Below are 19,938 nucleotides of genomic sequence, written 5' to 3' on the forward strand. Positions count from 1 at the left end.
CTCGGCATGGTCCCGCCGGTCGAGTTTGAGCACGACCACTACCGGCACAACCCCGCTCCGATTACCGTCGAGGCGGCACTACCGAGCCTCCACTAAATCCGGGGCGGAACACGGTGCCGATCGCGTGGATCTGACAGTCAAAATGGTCCCCGCTCCACGACCATCCGGCGCTCGCCCAGTCCCAAGCGGCCTGGTCCGCGCCGGGCCAGGTCGAGCCGCCTCGCGGTGGTTGTCGCTGCCTCGTCATCCCAACGGCGGATGATCGGACCACTCCGAGTTCGCCCGGCAGTGGAGACAGCGAGCTCCCGGTAGGCGTGCACGGTAGCCGTCGTGCCCAGCGCAAAGACGTTGCCGAATTCTGCTGTCGTCAAGGCGCCAACTCGACTACCGAATTCCGATTGCGGATCGGCGAGCGAGACAACTGCGCAGCCGTCAGTACTCGAGCACTGGCCACTCTTGCAGCCGGGAAAACCGGGGGCGCGGCGGTGCCGGCTCGTCGTCGTCCATGACCCGGATTTCCGTGAGCATTGTGATCTCGCTCGTTCCGTAGGAGCGGTGCGCGACGCCGTCTCGCTCGTCGATGACCACCGTCATGCGGTCCGCTGGGTCGCGCTCATGCTCGAACGTCACGAGCAGCCAGTGCCCGTGTATCCGTTGGACCAGGATCGGCGCGAAGCTCGCGGGCGGGCCCCACAAGAGGAGAAGCTCCGGGGTGAGCAGCCGAACGGGAGGAGCCACCGCGCCGCTTCGCGCGAAGCTGACCTCCACCGACCCATCAACTGAGAAAAGAACGCCGTCCCTGTATTGGTCGCGGTGACGGTCACCCTGCCGGTCGAACGTCCAGCTGTGGTCGCGCTCGTCGATGACGACCTGGAACTGCAGAGGCTGCGCCAAGCCGGCCCGGGGCGCGGTCACGCCGCGAGCGAGTCGTCGGGCAGGGCGCCGGAGCGCGGCGACCTCCGCCTGAATGGTCGGGACATCAGCTGCAGCCAAGACGGTGTCGAAACCCACGCTCACAATCTTGCTCGCACGGCTAGCCACGCGAGCAAGAACAGCATCTCGATAGACAATCGCTGACCGAGACAGGAAAGCCTCCGGACGCGCCCGTGCCCCGGCCGTCTTAGACCAGAGCAATGCGCGGCGTGCAGTGCGAAGTAAACGCACGGCGATGCGACGCGCTCGTAAGCACGCTGCACGATCGACACGGATCCGCGACGCACCAGCGCTACGTGATCGGACTGAAGACTTCGCCTCGAGCAGCCCAAAGGCCGCCCGCGGCCTCAGGCGATCGGAGCAGGAGACGCGAGTTCCTCGACCGTCTGGTTGGGCTGACTCGGGCTGTCGGGGCTACCCGGTTCAGGTCGGTGCGGGATCCCCTCCCAGTACTCGGAATACTCGGAGTCGAAACCCTCACTGAAGCGCATCATCTCGTTCGGCTCTGCGAACACAGCGCCCTGCATGAGGTACACAGGCAGCGTCAGCGAGGGCAAGCCCAGCATGCCGAAACCGCTCGGGCCGGAGAACGAGATGTCCGCCCCGTGGGATCGCATTAGGGTGGATGCTCGGCCCCATGCATCGATGCTTGTCGATACTGCTTGGTAGGTGTTCCTCACGCACCCGATCTCCTCAAGGAGCCGCAATGCTGAACGGGCTTTCGAGAGGGCATCGTTGACCTCTAGGACACTTGGGGTTCTTTGAGACTTAGCATGCGAAAGTCCATTGCGCGCGGTCATGATTCCCGAATTGCTCAGTTGCTGACCAACTGCGTGGAGAGTCTGGGGGAGCGTGTGCTGCGACGAGTCGGTCAAATCAAGGAACGGGATGGTGTGGCGGAAGGGGAATCGCTGCAGATCTGTGCGCCGAACGAACTTCGGGAGCTCCTGCTCGTCGCGCAGGAAATCTGCACTGTGTGAAAGGAGGCTGGTTAGGTGATCTGCAAGTCGAATGAAACCCTGCACAATGCTGCTGAGATCTGGATCCTCTCGCAGATCATTCTGAGCTACCCCGGGCTTTCGCTCCACTGACGCGTTCAACTTCTCGATTGTGAAAGCCCTGGCTGCGGTGTGATGATGCCGGAACGGGCTCTTCGACGTAACGTGGTCTGTGAGCAGCGCCCAGGTCGTGAATGTGAGCGAGTCGAACAGGAATCGCTCGAGCTCAACAAAGTAGTTTGACGCAATCTCCCTCAAACGCGGCTCGGTCGATTCAGCGCTTGCCGATGCTGTTGTGACAAAAGTCTCGAGTGCCTGGTGGCGGTCCCAGTATTCATCTCGAACGTCTGTGCGACGTTCCAATGGGAAGCCCAACTTCCACAGGATGCGGTCTACGAAGTCGTCGTCCGTGCTGAGTGTGATCTTCAAGGCGTCAGCGGCCCGCTGAGCGTTCCGCCTCCGGCCGAGGATCAACGTCGAGACTATGCCGCGCGGGCTCTCCTGGCGGAGGAACTCCTCCAGTCGAGCACCGGTCGTCTTGCCCTGGACGTCACGGAGCATCCAGGCGAGCTCGTCCATATCCTCCGGTGAGTCTCTATCGAACATTGCGCGGACGGTCGACGCCAGTCGGAGCAGCGTCGTGGTTTCGTCGCGGGGGCGAACACGGTATCCAAGCGAACTCGCTTCGGGCCGGAGGCGCCACGCGCCGGACCTTGTCCGATGATTGACGACCGGCCGGCGGACTTCGCCTACAGGGATCTGAATCTCCTCGTCGCGAATCGCTAGGTCAAGAAGGCGGGCGAGGTTGTCGTCGGTTTCAGTCAGCAGTATGTGGAGCAACTGTGCGCGGTCGAGGTCCGGAAGCCACTTCTCCATGGGGCCTTTGAGGCCAAAACGACGTGCCTCACCCGTGAGGCGCCCCTCCGTTCGCTCATTCACATAGTTGACAAAGACACGCAACTCACGGTCGGAGAATCCGTCCCCGAGCAGGAAAGGCAGTGTCGATCCGTCATCAATCGCATATGGGTTGTAATCACCCTCGGTGAAGTCGAGGACGAAGCCGTTCCAGTCTGCAGGATCTTTTGAAACTTGATCTAGGACCTTATACAAGGCCGATCGCGTTTTGTTGATGCTGGCATCATAGCTTGTGGTAAGTCGTACGGAGTGAACGGCCGCACACGAGAGATCCGCGCAGTGTTGGATTGGCACGGACAAGCGCGGCGCTAGTGCACGTCGATGTGTCACTCTGCGCACGCCGAAGGGACCGATCAGGAACGGGCCAGAGTGAAATACGCCCCGTGGTTTGCTATCCAGGAGGCGCAGGGTGTCCTCGTGCTTCAGAACCGCGCGCTCTTCCGGGATAAGACTTGATGCACCATCGTACAACGCCCGCCCGAAGATTAGAGGGAATCTGATCCGCCCATCCAGGACATAGTTTGATATCGCTTCAATGAGACGATCGACATCAATTTTATCGACGTCGATAAGTGGCTCGAGGTGCACGAGGCCCAGCAGGCACAGAAGGTTAGCGTCCTTCGCATCGACAGATTCCTTGGTGATCAGCTGATCACGGACCTTCCTGCCGGCATCACTCAGCACAATTGCCCGGTTCAGTTCATCTGATACCTTGAAATTTCCTTCGATCACGCAATGGCTCAGGAGGTCTACGATCGCGAGCAACTCGAGGAAACGCTGCCGCCACACGGGGTCCGGATAGTCTCGAGCAAGAGCGGCGCGATCGCGGGGTTCGTGCGACATCGGTTCCTCCTTCGAACACTGAGTAAAGCTTAATGTCGTTTGCGTCGCGGTCCTACCGCTCGTTCGAGGGACTTGGATCGGGGCGTTGAGGTCTGTGCTGTCCCAGAGGCGGGGGCGGTGAGCAGAGGAGACCAAAACCGAATCCTTCGACTGCGCAGGGTGCCCAGCGGGCGTCGGAGAGGACGGTGGCAACCGCCGCCAGCTACTCAGTGACTGACTCACTAGCTGTACTGCCCAGGGACGTTGGTTGTGTTGCGACGACTCGCTGTAGTCGTTGGGATGTGAGAAGGACCTCCTGCAGTGGAGTGGAGCTGTCTAGTTCACACACTCTCCGCAGGAGGTCCTCGTGTCCCACGCTAACGCTGCCCTGACTCCACGCCAACGCCTCCGGATAGGTCGTCTGATCGTCGATGACGGCTGGCCAGTCCGGCACGCAGCCTGTTCTTCCACGTGTCCTGGCCGACCGCGAAGCGCTGGGCCGACCGGTATGCGGCCATGGGCGCCGAGGGCATGCATGACCGCTCGTCCCGTCCGCACCGGTCCCCGAACCGCACCCGCCCTGAGCTGGTGAAGAAGGTCGTCGCAGTTCGCTGGCGAAAGCGCCTCGGTCCCGTTGGGATCGGCGGGCAACTCGGCATGCAGGCCTCGACAGTGCACGCCGTGCTGACCCGCTGTCGGGTGAACCGGCTGCACCACATCGACATCCGCACCGGCGAACTCGTGCGCCGTTACGAGCACGAACGTCCGGGCGCGATGATCCACGTCGACGTGAAGAAACTCGGCAACATCCCCGATGGCGGCGGTTGGCGCTACGTCGGCCGACAGCAAGGTGGGCGGAACCGGTCAGCAACGCCCGGTAAGGGCCGCAGCAAGCATCGCGGCCCGCTGATCGGGACCGCGTTCGTGCACACCGTGATCGATGACCACTCCCGCGTCGCTTACGCCGAGATCCACGACGACGAGAAAGCAGCGACCGCGATCGGGGTGCTACGGCGGGCCGTGTCGTGGTTCGCCGCACGCGGTGTCCGGGTGGAGCGGGTCCTCTCCGACAACGGCTCTGCCTACAAGTCCCACGCCTGGCGCGAGGCCTGCACTGAGCTGGAGATCACGCCGAAGAAGACCCGCCCCTATCGGCCGCAGACCAACGGGAAGATCGAACGCTTCCACCGCACCCTCGCCGACGGGTGGGCGTTCTCACGGCACTACCCGACCGAGCACGCCCGCCGGAACGCCCTCCCGGCATGGCTGCATCACTACAATCACCACCGGCCCCACACCGCCATCGGGAACCGGTCACCGATCACTCGGTTGACCAACCTCCCTGGGCAGTACAACTAGCCGGTCCTCCAGTGGCCGTCCTGATGTTTACAGGTGGCCCCGACTCCTGCCGCCCTAGTCCAAGGCGTGCCCCGTCTCACATAGGTGGTCCGCGACCTTTTGCAGTTGGCGCACGCCATTCGGACGCCTCGCGACGAATGAAGGCTTGGCCGACCCGTTATGGACGTGCGCCGCCCGCGCTGCCAAACAACGTGTCCGTCTTTGTATTTCAGACACGTTGAGTGGCAGTCGGACAAGTTAGCTGGCGGACGACAAGGGCGGCCCAAGGCTTATCGACGAACCGCGAGAACATTCCGTGGGGTGCCACCGTGATCGTGTGCCGACCCCTCGAGAGCGTCCGAGTACCAAGGAGCCGCGCAGCGCTGTACCGTCGCGACCACCACGTGCGTTCTCCCCTCAGCCCGCAGGACGCTGTGCTCCTGGCTCGAGCTCGCCGGCTGCCTACGCCCGATCTCGGATGACGTCACCCAGAGTCGGTTGTGCCACGAGCGGCGATTTACAACGTTTGGTGCAAATACCCGATGATGGGTGCCATCCAACACTCGGGCTCGGAGCGGCGGGGCGCTGACGCCGCCGGATCAGCGAGCGCTCGGGATCAGAAGTCCCAGTCCTCGTCCTCAGTGTTCACGGCCTTGCCGATGACGTACGACGAACCCGACCCCGAGAAGAAGTCGTGGTTCTCGTCGGCGTTCGGCGACAGGGCCGAGAGGATGGCCGGGTTCACGTCGGTGATGTTCTTCGGGAACATCGGCTCGTAGCCCAGGTTCATGAGCGCCTTGTTGGCGTTGTAGTGCAGGAACTTCTTGACGTCCTCGGTCAGGCCGACGCCGTCGTAGAGGTCCTGCGTGTACTGCGCCTCGTTGTCGTAGAGCTCGTAGAGCAACGAGAACGTGTAGTCCTTCAGGTCCTGCCGCTCGGCCTCGGTGACGAGCTCGAGCCCCTTCTGGAACTTGTAGCCGATGTAGTACCCGTGCACGGCCTCGTCGCGGATGATCAGGCGGACCAGGTCGGCCGTGTTCGTCAGCTTCGCGCGCGACGACCAGTGCATCGGCAGGTAGAAGCCCGAGTAGAACAGGAACGACTCGAGCAGGGTCGACGCGACCTTGCGCTTGAGCGGCTCGTCGCCCTTGTAGTAGTCCATCACGATGGACGCCTTCTTCTGCAGGTTCGGGTTCTCCACCGACCAGCGGAAGGCCTCGTCGATCTCGGGCGTCGACGCGAGGGTCGAGAAGATCGACGAGTAGCTCTTGGCGTGCACCGACTCCATGAACGCGATGTTCGTGTAGACGGCTTCCTCGTGCGGGGTGAGCGCATCGGGGATCAGCGAGACCGCGCCGACCGTGCCCTGGATGGTGTCGAGCAGCGTCAGGCCGGTGAACACGCGCATGGTCAGCGTCTGCTCCTCGGGCGTGAGCGTGTTCCACGACTGCACGTCGTTCGACAGCGGCACCTTCTCGGGCAGCCAGAAGTTGTTGACGAGGCGGTTCCAGACCTCGACGTCCTTGTCGTCCTGGATGCGGTTCCAGTTGATGGCCTGGACCGAATCGATGAGCTTCAGCTTCTCGACCAACGTGGGTTCCTCGTTCGGGGGTTGTGGGGATGCGCGGATGGGATGTGGTGGTGGGAGCCGGTCTGGAGGGACGGTGCGGGCTGGCACCGTCCCTCCAGACCGGAGGTGGTCGCGATCAGCGACCGGCGGCTACAGCATGCAGCTGACGCAGCCCTCGACCTCGGTGCCCTCGAGCGCGAGCTGACGGAGGCGAATGTAGTAGATCGTCTTGATCCCCTTGCGCCACGCGTAGATCTGCGCCTTGTTGATGTCGCGCGTGGTCGCGGTGTCCTTGAAGAACAGCGTGAGCGACAGGCCCTGGTCCACGTGCTGCGTCGCCGCCGCGTACGTGTCGATGATCTTCTCGGGGCCGATCTCGTACGCGTCCGTGTAGTACTCCAGGTTGTCGTTCGTCATGAACGGCGCCGGGTAGTAGACGCGACCGAGCTTGCCTTCCTTGCGGATCTCGATCTTCGACGCGATCGGGTGGATCGACGACGTCGAGTGGTTGATGTACGAGATCGATCCCGTCGGCGGCACGGCCTGCAGGTTCTGGTTGTAGATGCCGTGCTCCTGGACCGAGGCCTTGAGCGCGGCCCAGTCGGCCTGGGTCGGGATGTGGATGCCGGCGTCGTCGAACAGCGCCTGCACCCGAGCGGTCGCGGGGACCCACGCCTGCTCGGTGTACTTGTCGAAGAACTCGCCCGACGCGTACTTCGAGTCGGCGAAGCCCTCGAACGCGGTGCCCTGCTCGATCGCGATCGTGTTCGACGCCCGCAGTGCGTGGTACAGCACCGTGTAGAAGTAGATGTTCGTGAAGTCGATGCCCTCCTCGCTGCCGTAGTGGACGCGCTCACGGGCGAGGTAGCCGTGCAGGTTCATCTGCCCGAGGCCGATCGCGTGCGACTTGTCGTTGCCGTCCTCGATCGAGCGGACCGAGCGGATGTGCGACTGCTGCGACACGGCGGTGAGGCCACGGATCGCGGTCTCGATGGTCTTGCCGAAGTCGGGCGAGTCCATCGTCAGCGCGATGTTGAGCGACCCGAGGTTGCAGGAGATGTCCTTACCGATCGTGTTGTACGACAGGTCCTCGTTGTAGGTCGTCGGGGTGTTGACCTGGAGGATCTCCGAGCACAGGTTCGACATGTTGATCCGGCCCTTGATCGGGTTGGCCTTGTTCACCGTGTCCTCGAACACGATGTACGGGTAGCCCGACTCGAACTGGATCTCGGCGATCGTCTGGAAGAAGTCGCGCGCCTTGATCTTGGTCTTCTTGATCCGCGGGTCGTCGACCATCTCGCGGTACTTCTCGGTCATCGGGACGTCGCCGAACGGGATGCCGTAGACGCGCTCGACGTCGTAGGGCGAGAACAGGTACATGTCCTCGTTGTTCTTGGCGAGCTCGAAGGTGATGTCCGGCACGACGACACCGAGCGACAGCGTCTTGATGCGGATCTTCTCGTCGGCGTTCTCGCGCTTGGTGTCGAGGAACCGCATGATGTCGGGGTGGTGCGCCGACAGGTACACCGCGCCCGCACCCTGACGGGCACCGAGCTGGTTCGCGTACGAGAACGAGTCCTCGAGGAGCTTCATCACGGGGATGATCCCGGACGACTGGTTCTCGATCTGCTTGATCGGGGCCCCGGCCTCGCGGATGTTCGAGAGCAGCAGGGCGACACCGCCGCCGCGCTTGGACAGCTGGAGGGCGGAGTTGATGCCGCGCGAGATCGACTCCATGTTGTCCTCGATGCGGAGGAGGAAGCAGGAGACGAGCTCGCCGCGCTGGGCCTTGCCGGTGTTGAGGAACGTCGGGGTCGCCGGCTGGAACCGGCCGCCGATGATCTCCTCGACGAGGTTCACCGCGAGGTCCTCGTCACCGTGGGCGAGCCCGAGCGCGGTCATGACGACGCGGTCCTCGAAGCGCTCGAGGTACCGCTTGCCGTCGAACGTCTTGAGCGTGTAGCTCGTGTAGTACTTGAACGCCCCGAGGAAGGTCTGGAACCGGAACTTCTTGGAGTAGGCGAGGTCGTTGAGCCGCTGGATGAACTCGAGCGAGTACTGGTCGATCACGGCCTGCTCGTAGTAGTCGTTCTCGACCAGGTAGTCGAGACGCTCCTTGAGGTTGTGGAAGAAGACCGTGTTCTGGTTGACGTGCTGCAGGAAGTACTGCTTGGCGGCCTCGCGGTCCTTGTCGAACTGGATCTCGCCGCTCGGACCGTAGAGGTTGAGCATGGCGTTCAGGGCGTGGTAGTCCATCCCCGTCGCGGGCGACGTCAGATCGACGTCTGCAACTGCTGCGTCCAAAATGCATCCAATCCTGAGTTGACCGCCTGCACGTCGTCAGGGGTCCCGAAGAGTTCGAATCGATAGAGCACGGGCACGTGGCACTTGGCGGCCACGATGTCGCCGGCGAGTCCGTAGGCGTCGCCGAAGTTGGTGTTCCCGCCGACGATGACGCCGCGGATCAACGACCGGTTGTGTTCGTCGTTGAGGAAGGAGATGACCTGCTTGGGCACCGCGCCGCGCCCGTTGCCACCGCCGTACGTCGGCAGGACGAGCACGTACGGCTCGTCGACGCGGAGCGGGGGCTCCTTGGCGAACAACGGGATGCGGACGGCCGGGCGTCCGAGCTTGTCGACGAACCGTGCCGTGTTGCCCGAGACGCTCGAGAAGTACACGAGCTGGCTCATCGTGTGACCTCCTGCTGCAGGTCTGGGCCGTAGTGCTGTCGGGCCCCTTCGGGGCCCGACAGCACTACGGGTGAAGCGGGTACTGCAGTCAGCCGATCTCGGCGACGAGGCCGGCGATCTTGTCGGGACGGAAGCCGGACCAGTGGTCGTCGTCGGTCACGACGACCGGCGCCTGGAGGTAACCGAGGCTCTTGACGTGCTCGAGCGCGGCGGGGTCGGAGGAGACGTCGTGGACCTCGTACTCGATGCCCTTGTTGTCGAGCGCGCGGTACGTCGCCGTGCACTGGACGCAGGACGGCTTGGTGTAGACGGTGACGGCCATGATCTCCCCAGAGGTGGTGTCCCGGACGGGCTGTCCGGCGGTGGTTCTCGGTGTGCTGCTACTGGTGCGTGTGGGCCCGGTTCCTGGTCCGGACGGCCGGTCCGTGATGGCCCCGGTGAGGGGCGTTCCGGCCCCGTGAGGGGCCGGTCTGTCCCGGCTGGTCGATACTACATCTTGTGTCCGACACCGGAGTCGACCACAAGAGGAAGTGTTACACCCGTGTAGTTCTCCACAACAGTCCCCACAGGTGGGGCATTCCGGTGGAGCCCATCGGAGGCCCGGATTTCCGCCAGTCTCCGCCCGGCCACCGACATCTGTGCACAGCGGTGGAGGGCGTGTTCCACAGGGTGTGGGATTCGCGGTTCGGCGTGTCGCGCGTCGGGTCCTGAGCAGTACCCCTCCCCCGTTGTGGAGGTGGCGGACGGAGCCTCCGACGTGGCAACCGACGACCGTCCGAGGCCCCGCCGGTCGTCGCCCCCGGGAGGTGCGCGACCGGCCATCTGTGGACGGCGGGCCGCTCTCCACGGCGCGTGTCGACCCTCCCGGCCGGCACCGTCGCGTCCGTACACTGAGGACGGTGAGCGCGTACGGGAACCTGCTGCGGACTCCGGGGGTCGGCCGCGTCATCGCGGCACAGCTGACCGCCCGGTTCCCCTTCGGGATGCTGTCGCTCGCGTACCTGCTCCACGTCGAGCGCGTGGCGCACTCCTACGGCGCCGCTGGGCTCGTCCTGGCGGCCTCGAGCATCGGACAGGCGATCGCCGGTCCGCTCACCAGCCGGTGGATGGGCCAGTGGGGCATGCGGCCGGTGCTCATCCTCACGACCTCGGTCTGCGCGGTGAGCATGGCCGCCGTCGCGTTCGTCATCATGCCCGTTCCGCTGTACATGCTCGTCGGGTTCGTCGGCGGTCTCGCCGTTCCGCCCGTGCAACCGGCGGTGCGGACGATCTACCCGAAGATGGTGACGTCGGCGCAGCTGACCCCGCTGTTCTCGCTCGACGCGTCGGCGCAGGAGCTCATCTGGGTGGCCGGCCCCGTCATCACGACGTTCGTCGCGACGCAGATCAGCACCGTGCTCGCGATCGTGATCGCCATCGCGTTCCTCGTCGTCGGCGGCATCTGGTTCATCGCGTCCCCCGAGGTCGGCCGCGTGCGCATCCCCCGCTCGAAGCGCGCGTTCGGCACGGTGCTCCGTCGCCCGTCGGTGCTCGTCGCCACGTTCACCGGGTTCCTGCTCATCGGCGCGTGCGCGGCGGTGGAGGCCGGCGTGACGAGCGCGTTCGGTGACGGCAGCCCGAACGCGGGCATCGTGCTGGCCCTGTTCGCGATCGGGTCGCTCGGCGGTGGGCTGGCGTTCGGGCACCGTCCGATCGCGCCGAACGGACTGTGGATCCGGATGGTCATCGTCTTCGTGGGGCTCGTCCTCACGACGGTCCACCCGAGTTTCTGGTGGCTGTGCCTGACCCTGCTCATCGCCGGCGGCGGCATCGCCCCCGCACTCGCGGTCATGTTCGGCTCGGTGTCGTCGACCGTCAAGTTCAGCGACACGGCCGAGGCCTACGGCTGGATGGGGACCGGGCAGCTCATCGGCGCCGCGCTCGGGTCCGCGGTGGCCGGCTTCCTCATCGACGCGCACGGTGCCGTCGGCGGCTTGGCGGTCGGCGCGGTCACGGCCTTCGTCGGGGTGCTCGTGCCGCTGTTCGCCCGGCGGTGGTTGCCCGACCTCCGTGGGCGGGACGCGTCGCCGATCCCGGACACCGAGCCGGTCGACCTGCCCACGACCTGAGCCCGCCCGCACGCGGCCTGCCCGGGCCACCCGCTGGCCCCACTCCCCGCTGGTCCGCCTGTCCTCGACACCGCGGGCGTCGTCGGACAGGGGGGATGCCGAAGACCAACGGGAGGCCAAGGACACCAGCGGCACCAGCGGCACCAGCGGGAGGCCAGGGGCACCAGGGGAACCAGCGCAAGCCGCCGCGGGGCAGCATGGACACCATGGTCGATCCCGCAACCGTCCCCACCGTCGCCCTGCTCGACGGCAACACCATCCCCGCCGTCGGTCTCGGCGTGTACAAGGTCTCCGACGACGAGGCCGAGCGTGCCGTGCGCGAGGCCCTGCACGTCGGCTACCGGCACGTCGACACGGCCGAGATGTACGGCAACGAAGCCGGGGTCGGCCGGGCTCTCCGGACCGCCGAGGTCGACCGCGACGAGGTGTTCGTCACGACGAAGGTGTGGAACACGAACCAGGGGTTCGACGCGACGATGCGGGCGTTCGACGCATCGCTCGACCGGTTGGAGCTCGATCGGGTGGACCTGTACCTCATCCACTGGCCGGCGGCGGCGAACGACCGCTACGTCGACACCTGGCGGGCGCTCGAGCGGATCCGGGCCGAGGGGCGCGCGACCTCGATCGGCGTCTCGAACTTCCAGGTCGAGCACCTGCAGCGGCTCCTCGACGAGACGGACGTGCTCCCGGCGGTGAACCAGGTCGAGCGGCACCCGTGGCTGCCGCAGACGGAGCTCATGACCTTCCACGCGCGGCACGGGATCGTGACGGAGGCCTGGTCGCCGCTCGGCCGCGGACGCCTGGTGGACGAACCGACCTTGGCGCGCATCGCGGCCGAGCACGACGTGTCCGTCGCGCAGGTGCTCGTGCGCTGGAACCTGCAGCAGGAGGTCGTGGTCCTGCCGAAGTCCGTCACGCCGGCGCGCATCGCGTCGAACATCGACGTCGGCCGGTTCGGACTCGACGACGAGGAGATGGCGGCGATCGCGGCGCTCGAGAACGGGGAGCGCATCGGGTCGCACCCGGACCGCGTCGCCTGAGCGCTCACTCATCCCGCGGGCAGGCCGTCCCCCGGACCCGTAGCGTCGTCGTCGTGACCGATCCTCGCGATGATCCGAGTGCCCGCGACCAGGTGACGCGCGAGCTCGAACCCGGCGAGCACCTGCTCTGGAGCGGTCGCGGGGACCCGTCGGTCCTGTTCACCGGGCGCGATGCGTTCCTCGTGCCCTTCAGCATCATCTGGTGTGCGTTCGTCGCGTTCTGGCTCGCAACGGCGGTGTCGTCCGGCGCCCCGTGGTTCTTCGTCCTCTTCGGCGGGGTCTTCGCCCTGGTGGGACTGCACATGCTGCTCGGACGGTTCGTCGTCAAGCGGCACCGCAAGCGGGTCACGGCATACGCGATCACGGACCGTCGAGTGCTGGTCACGGCTGCGGGCCGGACGCGTGAGACCCCCGTCCGTCGCACGGACCACACCACGTCGTGGTCCCGCGACCGGAGGCACTGCAGCGTCGAGTGGACGAGCGTCGTCGCCGGAGGCACGTTCGGCAACCGAGCGGTGAACGCACAGGTCTACCGGAACACCGGGCTCGACGGCCTGTTCGGCCCGCAGGAGCTCGCGTTCTGGGACGTCGCGGACGGCGACGCGCTCGTTGCCGCGCTGCGCACCGCCGAGCGCGGCCCCGCCTGATCGTCATCCACAGGCCGGCCGGGAGGCCCGGGGCACGCCGCCGAGGTCGGGTACCGTGGTCCGGCACTCGCTAGCACCTGGAGGTCCCGTGACGATCGTCGCCGCCGCTGACGGCTCCGCCCTCGGCAACCCCGGCCCCGCCGGCTGGGCCTGGTACGTGGACGACGACCGGTGGGCCGCGGGCGGATGGCCGAGCGCCACGAACAACCAGGGCGAACTGACCGCCGTGCTCCAGCTGCTGCGTGCCACCAAGGCCACGGGCGAGCCCCTGCACATCCTGTGCGACAGCCAGTACGCCATCAAGGCCTGCACCGAGTGGCTCGCCGGCTGGAAGCGCAAGGGCTGGCGCAAGGCCGACGGCAAGCCGGTGCTCAACGTCGAGATCATCAAGGAGCTCGACGCCGAACTGCAGGGCCGCAAGGTCACGTTCGAGTGGGTCCGGGGGCACGTGGGCCACGAGATGAACGAGGCCGCCGACACTCGCGCCCGAGCCGCGGCGACCGCCTACCAGCGTCGGTCCGAGGTCCCGCACGGGCCGGGGTGGCCCGGGGTCGAGGTCACCGACCCCGCCCCGTTACCCGAGGCCACGCCGCCCGCGACGCTCTTCTGAGGGGCGATCGGGGGCGGCCTCGCACCGGGACGACGGACCGCGATCCGCCCCTCCGCGTCAGGACCGCGATGCGTCCTCCGTTCGCCGGTTGTCCCGGTCGCGCGCGAGCCGTTAGGCTCCGGCTGACGGGGGGGGGGGGAGCCATGGGGACTCGTGCGATCGGCGGCGTTGCCGTCACGGCGCTGGCGGCGTTCGCGCTCGCCGGCTGCAGTGTGTTCGGTGCCGGTCACGGGGCAGCGCCAGGACCGCACCCGCACGATCCACATGCGCACGGTCCGCACGCGTCGGCGAACCCGTCACAGCCAGCGGCAGGCACGACGACGGCTCCCGACACCACGGTGGACGAGCACGAGCCCGCGTCCCTCCCGCGCGGCACGGTGGTCGCCGAGACGGACGTCACGTCGCCCAGCGGCGACACATCCGCACACGTGCGCGTGGTCTCGGACGGTGACGGCACGTTCACCGCCGAGCTGTCGGGGTTCCGGACGACGGTGTCCCAGCCGATGTCGCTCGAGTTCCGCCCGAGCGTGGCGCACCAGGGGGACGGCTACGACCTCGCGTCGATCGGTCTGGTCCAGTGGGGCGCCGGTGGACAACCGCCGACCGTGGACGACCTGTCCGAGGCCGGGAACGACCCGAGCTTCCTCCGGAGCGTGGTGCTCGTCCCCCTGAACACCGACGCCGAGGCGGCCGCGAACACGATCCCGTCGTGGGCGAACCACGTCCTCGCCGCCGCGCCCCTGACCTGGCACGTGCCGTCCCCGTACCCCGGGTTCCACATCGGCACGATCGCAGCGGCGGTCCCGTACGCCTACGGCACGATCGTCCGGGACGCCACGGGCAAGCCCGTGCAGTACTTCGTCGCGCACGGGGACCGCGCGGTGACCGTGGCGAAGCGCCTCGGGATCACGCTCGCGCAACTGCGGTGGCTCAATCCGCAGAGCGGGTTCCACGAGCGGGACTGGCTCGACGAAGGCGACCTGCTGAACCTCGACCCGAACGGCCGGTCGGACGCGGTCTCCCCCTCGCAGGGCTGACCGCCGGACGGACCTCAGTCGACGTCGACCTCGGTCCAGCCGTCGAACCGGCCGATCTCGGTGACGCGGACCACGGCCTCCCCGGCCTCGTCCGACGCGTCGAGGTCGACGGTCGCGACGATCCCGAAGTCGTTGTCACCCTCGGGGTCGGCGAAGATCTGCCGCGCCCGCCAGGTCCGCCCGGGCCCCGCTTCGTCGAGCACGAGGTACCGCATGGAGCGTGCGTCGGCGTCGGTGCCGATGCTGTCGTGCTCCGCGTAGTACTCCTCGAGCACGGCGTCCCAGGCACGCCAGTCGTGGCCGGCGGCGGCGTCGAGCTCCCCCAGGGCCTCGGCGTCGTCGAGCGCGGCGAGCTGCACGCGCCGGAACAGTTCGTTCCGCACGAGCACCCGGAATGCCCGGGTGTTCGTCGTCAAGCGGTTCGGCGCGGGCGGGGCGATCTCCGCTTCGGGCGCGTCCCCGACGAGGTGCGGGGCGACCATGGCCTCCCATTCGTCGACGAGCGAGGAGTCCACCTGCCGCACGAGTTCGCCGAGCCACTCCACGATGTCGGTGAGCTCGTCCGTCCGCATCTCGGTCGGGATCGTCTGCCGCAGCGCGCGGTAGGCGTCGGAGAGGTAGCGGAGGACGAGCCCCTCGGAGCGCGAGAGGCCGTAGAAGCGGACGTAGTCGCCGAAGGTCATGGCGCGTTCGAACATGTCGCGGACGACGGACTTCGGGGACAGGGCGAAGTCGAGCACCCACGGCTGTTCCCGGCCGTACGCCTCGTACGCGGCTTCGAGGAGCTCCGCGAGCGGCCGCGGGTGGGTGACGTCCTCGAGGAGTTCCATGCGCTCCTCGTACTCGATGCCCTCACGCTTCATGGCGGCGACGGCCTCGCCGCGTTCCTTGAACTGCTGGGCGCCGAGGATCGCACGTGGGTCGTCGAGCGTGGACTCGACGATGGACACCATGTCGAGGGCGTACGTCGGCGACTCGGGGTCGAGCAGCTCGAACGCGGCGAGCGCGAACGGCGACAGGGGCTGGTTCAGGGCGAAGTTCGGCTGCAGGTCGACGGTGAGCCGGACCGTCGGAAGCTCCCCGGGCCTCCCGGCCGGGACCCGCTCGATGACGCCGGCGGTGAGCAGCGTCCGCGCGATCGTGAGCGCGCGGCGCGCGAGCGCGAACTGACGGGCGGGAGGCTCGTGGTTCGCGAACACGAGGTCGCGCACGGCGCCGAAGACGTCGCCACCGCGACCGACCACCGCGAGCACCATCGCGTGGGTGATGCGCATCCGTGACGCGAGCGGTTCGGGCTCGGCGGCGATGAGCCGCTGGAACGACGCCTCGCCCCAGGAGACGAACCCGTCGGGGGCCTTCTTGCGCTTGACCTTGTTCTTCTTCTTCGGGTCGTCACCGGCCTTGGCGAGGGCACGTGCGTTCTCGATGTCGTGCTCGGGCGCCTCGGCGACGACCGTGCCCTCGGTGTCGTACCCGGCTCGTCCCGCGCGACCGGCGATCTGGTGGAACTCCCGCGCGCTGAGTTGTCGCATCTTCGTGCCGTCGAACTTCGTCAGGCCGGTGAACAGCACGGACCGGATGGGCACGTTGATGCCGACGCCCAGGGTGTCGGTGCCGCAGATGACGGGCAGGAGGCCCCGCTGCGCGAGCTGTTCGACGAGTCGCCGGTACTTCGGGAGCATCCCCGCGTGGTGCACCCCGATGCCCGCGCGGATGAGGCGGGACAGGGTCTGGCCGAACCCGGCGCTGAACCGGAAGCCGCCGATGGCGGCGGCGATCTCGTCACGGCGTTCGCGCGAGGCGACCGTGATGCTCGTCAGGGACTGGGCGCGTTCGAGCGCCGCGGCCTGGGCGAAGTGCACGATGTAGACGGGCGCCTTGCCGTCCGACAGGAGCGCCTCGACGGTCTCCTGCACGGGCGTCATGACGTACTCGTAGTCGAGCGGGACCGGGCGGGACACCCCGGTGACGCGCGCGGTGACGCGGCCGGTCCTCCGGGACAGGTCCTCGGCGATCACCTCGATGTCGCCGAGCGTGGCGGACATGAGCAGGAACTGCGCACGATGCAGGACGAGCAGTGGGACCTGCCACGCCCAACCGCGGTCGGGTTCGCCGTAGAAGTGGAACTCGTCCATCACGACGACGTCGACGTCGGCGTCGGGGCCCTGCCGGAGCGCGGTGTTCGCGAGGATCTCGGCGGTGCAGCAGATGATCGGGGCGTCGGCGTTCACCGAGGAGTCGCCCGTGACCATGCCGACGTTCTCGGGGCCGAACAGGTCGACGAGCTGGAAGAACTTCTCGGACACGAGCGCCTTGATCGGGGCGGTGTAGTACGACCGCTTGCACTCGGCGAGCGCGGCGAAGTGCGCGCCGGCGGCGACGAGCGACTTGCCGGTCCCGGTGGGGGTGCTCAGCACGACGTTCGCGCCGGAGACGAGTTCGATGAGCGCTTCGTCCTGCGCGGGGTAGAGCGGACGGCCGGTGGACTCGGCCCACTCGGCGAAGGCGGCGTAGACGGCGTCGGGGTCACCGGCCGGCGGGAGCGCGGTGAGCAGGGGTGCCGGGGCGGTGACGTCGGTCATGGTGGGTCGATCCTCCCGCATCCCGCCTGGGGCGGGCGGCCACCAGCGTCGCGAGCGTCGTCGACCGGGGTGTGGTCCGGCCGAACCGATCGCGCGTATGTCCATGCGAACGCAACGACCGGACGGGTTAGGCTCGGGTCCGTGCTGCGCGAACTCGGGTTCCTGTCCTTCGTCCCGAACCACGGCGGGCCCGCAGGGGCGGCCGCCGCGCTCGAGGACGGCCTGCAGCTCTTCGAGCACGCCGAGGGACTCGGATACGCCACGGGCTGGGTCCGCGGCCGGCACTTCGAGCCGTTCCTGACGAGCCCGATGACGTTCTTCGCGGCGGCGGCACAACGCACCCGTCGCATCGGCTTCGGCACCGCCGTGCTCGGCATGCGGTACGAGGACCCCATCCGGCTCGCCGAGGACGTCGCCACCGTGGACCTCCTGAGCGGTGGCCGCGTCGAGCTCGGCATCAGCACGGGGATCCCGCAGTCCGGGCCGGTGCTCGATCCGCTGTTCGGCGCGGTCGACCGTCCGTTCCGCGAGGAAGCGGAGGCCCGCGCGGCGCGGCTCCTCGAGGCCCTCCGCGGCGACGCCCTCGGCACGAGCGGCGGCGGGTACGAGAGCATCCCGGCGGGCAAGGACCTGGTCGTCGAGCCGCGCAGCGCCGGTGTGCTCGATCGCGTGTGGTGGGGCGGCGGCAGCACGGGCACGGCGGTGCGCACCGCGGAGCGGGGGCTCGACCTCCATCTGTCGACGCTCAACACCGAGGACACCGGGGCGCCGTTCGCGGACGCCCAGGCCGCGCAGATCGTCGCGTACCGCGAACGCCTGGCGGAGGCGCACCCGGGTCGGACCGGCCGGGTCGCGATCGGTCGGATCGTCGTGCCGTTCGAGACCGACGCCGACGCCGCCACGCACCGCGAGTTCATCGAGAGCTACGCAGCGGGCATGGACGACGAGGGTCGACCGCGCTCCGGCACCCCGCCGTTCCGGTTCAGCAAGGTGCTGGCCGGCGAACCGGAGCGGATCGTGGAGGCGCTGCTCGGGGACCCCGCGGTCGCCGCGACCGACCAGCTCGTGATCACGCTGCCCGCCAACGGCGACGCCGCGTCCCATCGTCGGATCCTGTCGCTCGTCGCCGACCGGATCGCGCCGCACCTGGGCTGGACGCCCGCCGACTGAGCGACGCGGACGCCCGACCCGGCGACGGGGACCAGGACCGTCCGGCGATCAGGGAATGCCACTCGCCGGGGTTGACCTCGGCGGGAGAGGCGGCGTGGTGAGGACCCCTCCCCCGCCGAGGCGCCCATCCCGGCCCTGATCCGAACGGGATGGTGCGTCCATGATCGCATCGCGCTGTGCGTTTGTCACCCGTCAACAGTCCGATCGCGGAACAGTACGCATCCTGGCTGTTCTCCGTCGCTCCGCGGCCCGAACACGACGATGCGCCCTCGTGGAGACCACGAGGGCGCATCGACACACCGAAGTCGATGGGGCACCGACAGCCGGATCAGGAGGCTGCGGCGCGCTCCGAACGACCACGTACGGTGCGGGCGTCACGGTAACCAGCCGTGTCCACCGAAGTGCATGTTACTGATACGACCGCATCGAAAGCCAGATCACGCGGCCGATTCTCCGGGTGGAGCCGGAATGCGCAGGACCGGGCATGATTGGACGGGCGGCCTGGGGCCGCGACCGGGCTCCATGCCCGGTGGGACTCGACGACGAGGAGGCGCGATGACGCGCGTAGTGGTGACCGGTGGCAGCGGCAAGCTCGGGAGGGCCGTGGTGCGCGAGTTCGACGCGCACGGCTACGACGTGGTCCTGCTCGACCGGGTGCCGTCCCCGGACAAGCCCGAGGGCGTCGCGTTCGTCCGCACCGACCTGACCGACTACGGGCAGGTGCTCGGCGCGTTCATCGGGCTCGACGACCGGTACGACACTCCCGTCGACGCCGTCGTCCACCTCGCGGCGATCCCGGCGCCGGGCCTCGTGCCCGACGTCGCCCTCATCACGAACAACGTGACGGCGTCGATCAACGTGTTCCACGCGGCCAAGGCAGCGGGGATCAAGAACGTCGTGTGGGCGTCGAGCGAGACGCTGCTCGGGATCCCCATGGGCGAGCACCAGCCGCCGTACCTGCCGGTCGACGAGGAGTTCGCCGTCCGCCCGCAGTCCTCGTACTCGCTCGGCAAGGCCGTGGAGGAGGAGATGGCGCGGCACTTCACCCGCTGGGACCCGACCCTCAAGATGATCGGCCTGCGGTTCTCGAACGTCATGGACGAGACCGACTACCCCGCGTACCCGTGGGACGAGCAGCCCGAGGCGAAGATCTTCAACCTGTGGTCCTACATCGACTCGCGTGACGGCGCCCAGGCCGTTCGCAAGGCCGTCGAGAGCGACCTCACCGGGTTCGAGGCGTTCATCATCGCCTCGCCGGACACCGTCATGACGACGCCGACGATCGAACTCGTCGAGCGGTTCGTCCCCGACATCCCCCGGAAGAGCGCGATCGACGGCGTCAGCTCGCTCCTGTCGTCGGACAAGGCCCGCGAGCTCATCGGCTACGACCCGCAGTACAGCTGGCGCGACGGCCGCTGAGCCGGTTCCGCGAGATCGCACTCGTCGCCGTTCTGACCACCGTCGGAACGGCGACGACT

The 19,938-nt window shown here is 67.5% G+C and carries 14 protein-coding genes and 1 pseudogene; 8 read left to right on the forward strand and 7 right to left on the reverse strand.

All coding sequences use genetic code 11. The annotated features are described in order from the left end of the window. Positions 1-432: 432 nt before the first annotated feature. Positions 433-1,011 carry a hypothetical protein gene (locus tag DEI86_RS14640; RefSeq protein ID WP_146244958.1) on the reverse strand — a complete coding sequence of 193 codons (579 nt, stop codon included), beginning with the start codon at positions 1,009-1,011 and terminating at the stop codon, positions 433-435. Positions 1,012-1,280: 269 nt separating this feature from the next. Next, positions 1,281-3,689, reverse strand: coding sequence for a hypothetical protein (locus tag DEI86_RS16355; protein ID WP_146242955.1), 2,409 nt, complete (start codon positions 3,687-3,689; stop codon positions 1,281-1,283). 346 nt (positions 3,690-4,035) lie between these two features. On the opposite strand from DEI86_RS16355, the pseudogene DEI86_RS14650 reads away from it, so the two are divergent. Next, positions 4,036-5,027 (forward strand): annotated as a pseudogene (locus tag DEI86_RS14650) (IS481 family transposase). Positions 5,028-5,622: 595 nt separating this feature from the next. Here the strand turns inward: DEI86_RS14650 and nrdF are convergent. From nrdF to nrdH, 4 genes are all read right to left on the reverse strand, one after another. Then, positions 5,623-6,597 (reverse strand): class 1b ribonucleoside-diphosphate reductase subunit beta, encoded by a 975-nt coding sequence (nrdF, locus tag DEI86_RS14655; protein ID WP_111010416.1) that lies wholly within the window; start codon positions 6,595-6,597, stop codon positions 5,623-5,625. A 129-nt stretch (positions 6,598-6,726) separates the two neighbouring features. After that, positions 6,727-8,832, reverse strand: coding sequence for a class 1b ribonucleoside-diphosphate reductase subunit alpha (nrdE, locus tag DEI86_RS14660; protein ID WP_111050011.1), 2,106 nt, complete (start codon positions 8,830-8,832; stop codon positions 6,727-6,729). A 17-nt stretch (positions 8,833-8,849) separates the two neighbouring features. Then, positions 8,850-9,266: a class Ib ribonucleoside-diphosphate reductase assembly flavoprotein NrdI gene (nrdI, locus tag DEI86_RS14665; protein ID WP_111010419.1), complete on the reverse strand. Its 417-nt coding sequence runs from the start codon at positions 9,264-9,266 to the stop codon at positions 8,850-8,852. Positions 9,267-9,354: 88 nt separating this feature from the next. Beyond that, positions 9,355-9,588 carry a glutaredoxin-like protein NrdH gene (gene nrdH / locus DEI86_RS14670; RefSeq protein ID WP_111010420.1) on the reverse strand — a complete coding sequence of 78 codons (234 nt, stop codon included), beginning with the start codon at positions 9,586-9,588 and terminating at the stop codon, positions 9,355-9,357. A 577-nt stretch (positions 9,589-10,165) separates the two neighbouring features. Between nrdH and DEI86_RS14675 the strand changes: the two genes are divergently transcribed. From DEI86_RS14675 to DEI86_RS14695, 5 genes are all read left to right on the forward strand, one after another. Continuing rightward, on the forward strand, positions 10,166-11,374 hold the full coding sequence (locus DEI86_RS14675; RefSeq protein ID WP_111013165.1) for an MFS transporter: 1,209 nt from the start codon (positions 10,166-10,168) through the stop codon (positions 11,372-11,374). A 206-nt stretch (positions 11,375-11,580) separates the two neighbouring features. Next, entirely contained in the window at positions 11,581-12,414 is an 834-nt protein-coding gene (locus tag DEI86_RS14680) for an aldo/keto reductase (protein ID WP_111050012.1), read from the forward strand. Positions 12,415-12,467: 53 nt separating this feature from the next. Continuing rightward, on the forward strand, positions 12,468-13,061 hold the full coding sequence (locus DEI86_RS14685) for a hypothetical protein (protein ID WP_146242892.1): 594 nt from the start codon (positions 12,468-12,470) through the stop codon (positions 13,059-13,061). 88 nt (positions 13,062-13,149) lie between these two features. Continuing rightward, positions 13,150-13,671 (forward strand): ribonuclease H, encoded by a 522-nt coding sequence (locus DEI86_RS14690; protein WP_111010424.1) that lies wholly within the window; start codon positions 13,150-13,152, stop codon positions 13,669-13,671. A gap of 143 nt (positions 13,672-13,814) precedes the next feature. Further along, the gene (locus DEI86_RS14695; RefSeq protein ID WP_111050013.1) at positions 13,815-14,708 is read left to right on the forward strand and encodes a hypothetical protein; all 894 of its coding nucleotides are present in this window, start codon (positions 13,815-13,817) and stop codon (positions 14,706-14,708) included. Positions 14,709-14,722: 14 nt separating this feature from the next. Here the strand turns inward: DEI86_RS14695 and DEI86_RS14700 are convergent, their stop codons facing one another. Beyond that, positions 14,723-17,290, reverse strand: a complete 2,568-nt coding sequence (locus DEI86_RS14700) for an RNA helicase (RefSeq protein ID WP_111050027.1) — start codon at positions 17,288-17,290, stop codon at positions 14,723-14,725. Positions 17,291-17,431: 141 nt separating this feature from the next. Between DEI86_RS14700 and DEI86_RS14705 the strand changes: the two genes are divergently transcribed. Together DEI86_RS14705 and DEI86_RS14710 are read left to right on the forward strand one after the other, a co-directional pair. Continuing rightward, positions 17,432-18,460: an LLM class flavin-dependent oxidoreductase gene (locus tag DEI86_RS14705; RefSeq protein ID WP_181439802.1), complete on the forward strand. Its 1,029-nt coding sequence runs from the start codon at positions 17,432-17,434 to the stop codon at positions 18,458-18,460. A gap of 555 nt (positions 18,461-19,015) precedes the next feature. Continuing rightward, entirely contained in the window at positions 19,016-19,879 is an 864-nt protein-coding gene (locus DEI86_RS14710; protein ID WP_111013161.1) for an NAD(P)-dependent oxidoreductase, read from the forward strand. Positions 19,880-19,938 lie beyond the last annotated feature (59 nt).

Source organism: Curtobacterium sp. MCBD17_028, assembly GCF_003234875.1.
GTDB lineage: Bacteria > Actinomycetota > Actinomycetes > Actinomycetales > Microbacteriaceae > Curtobacterium.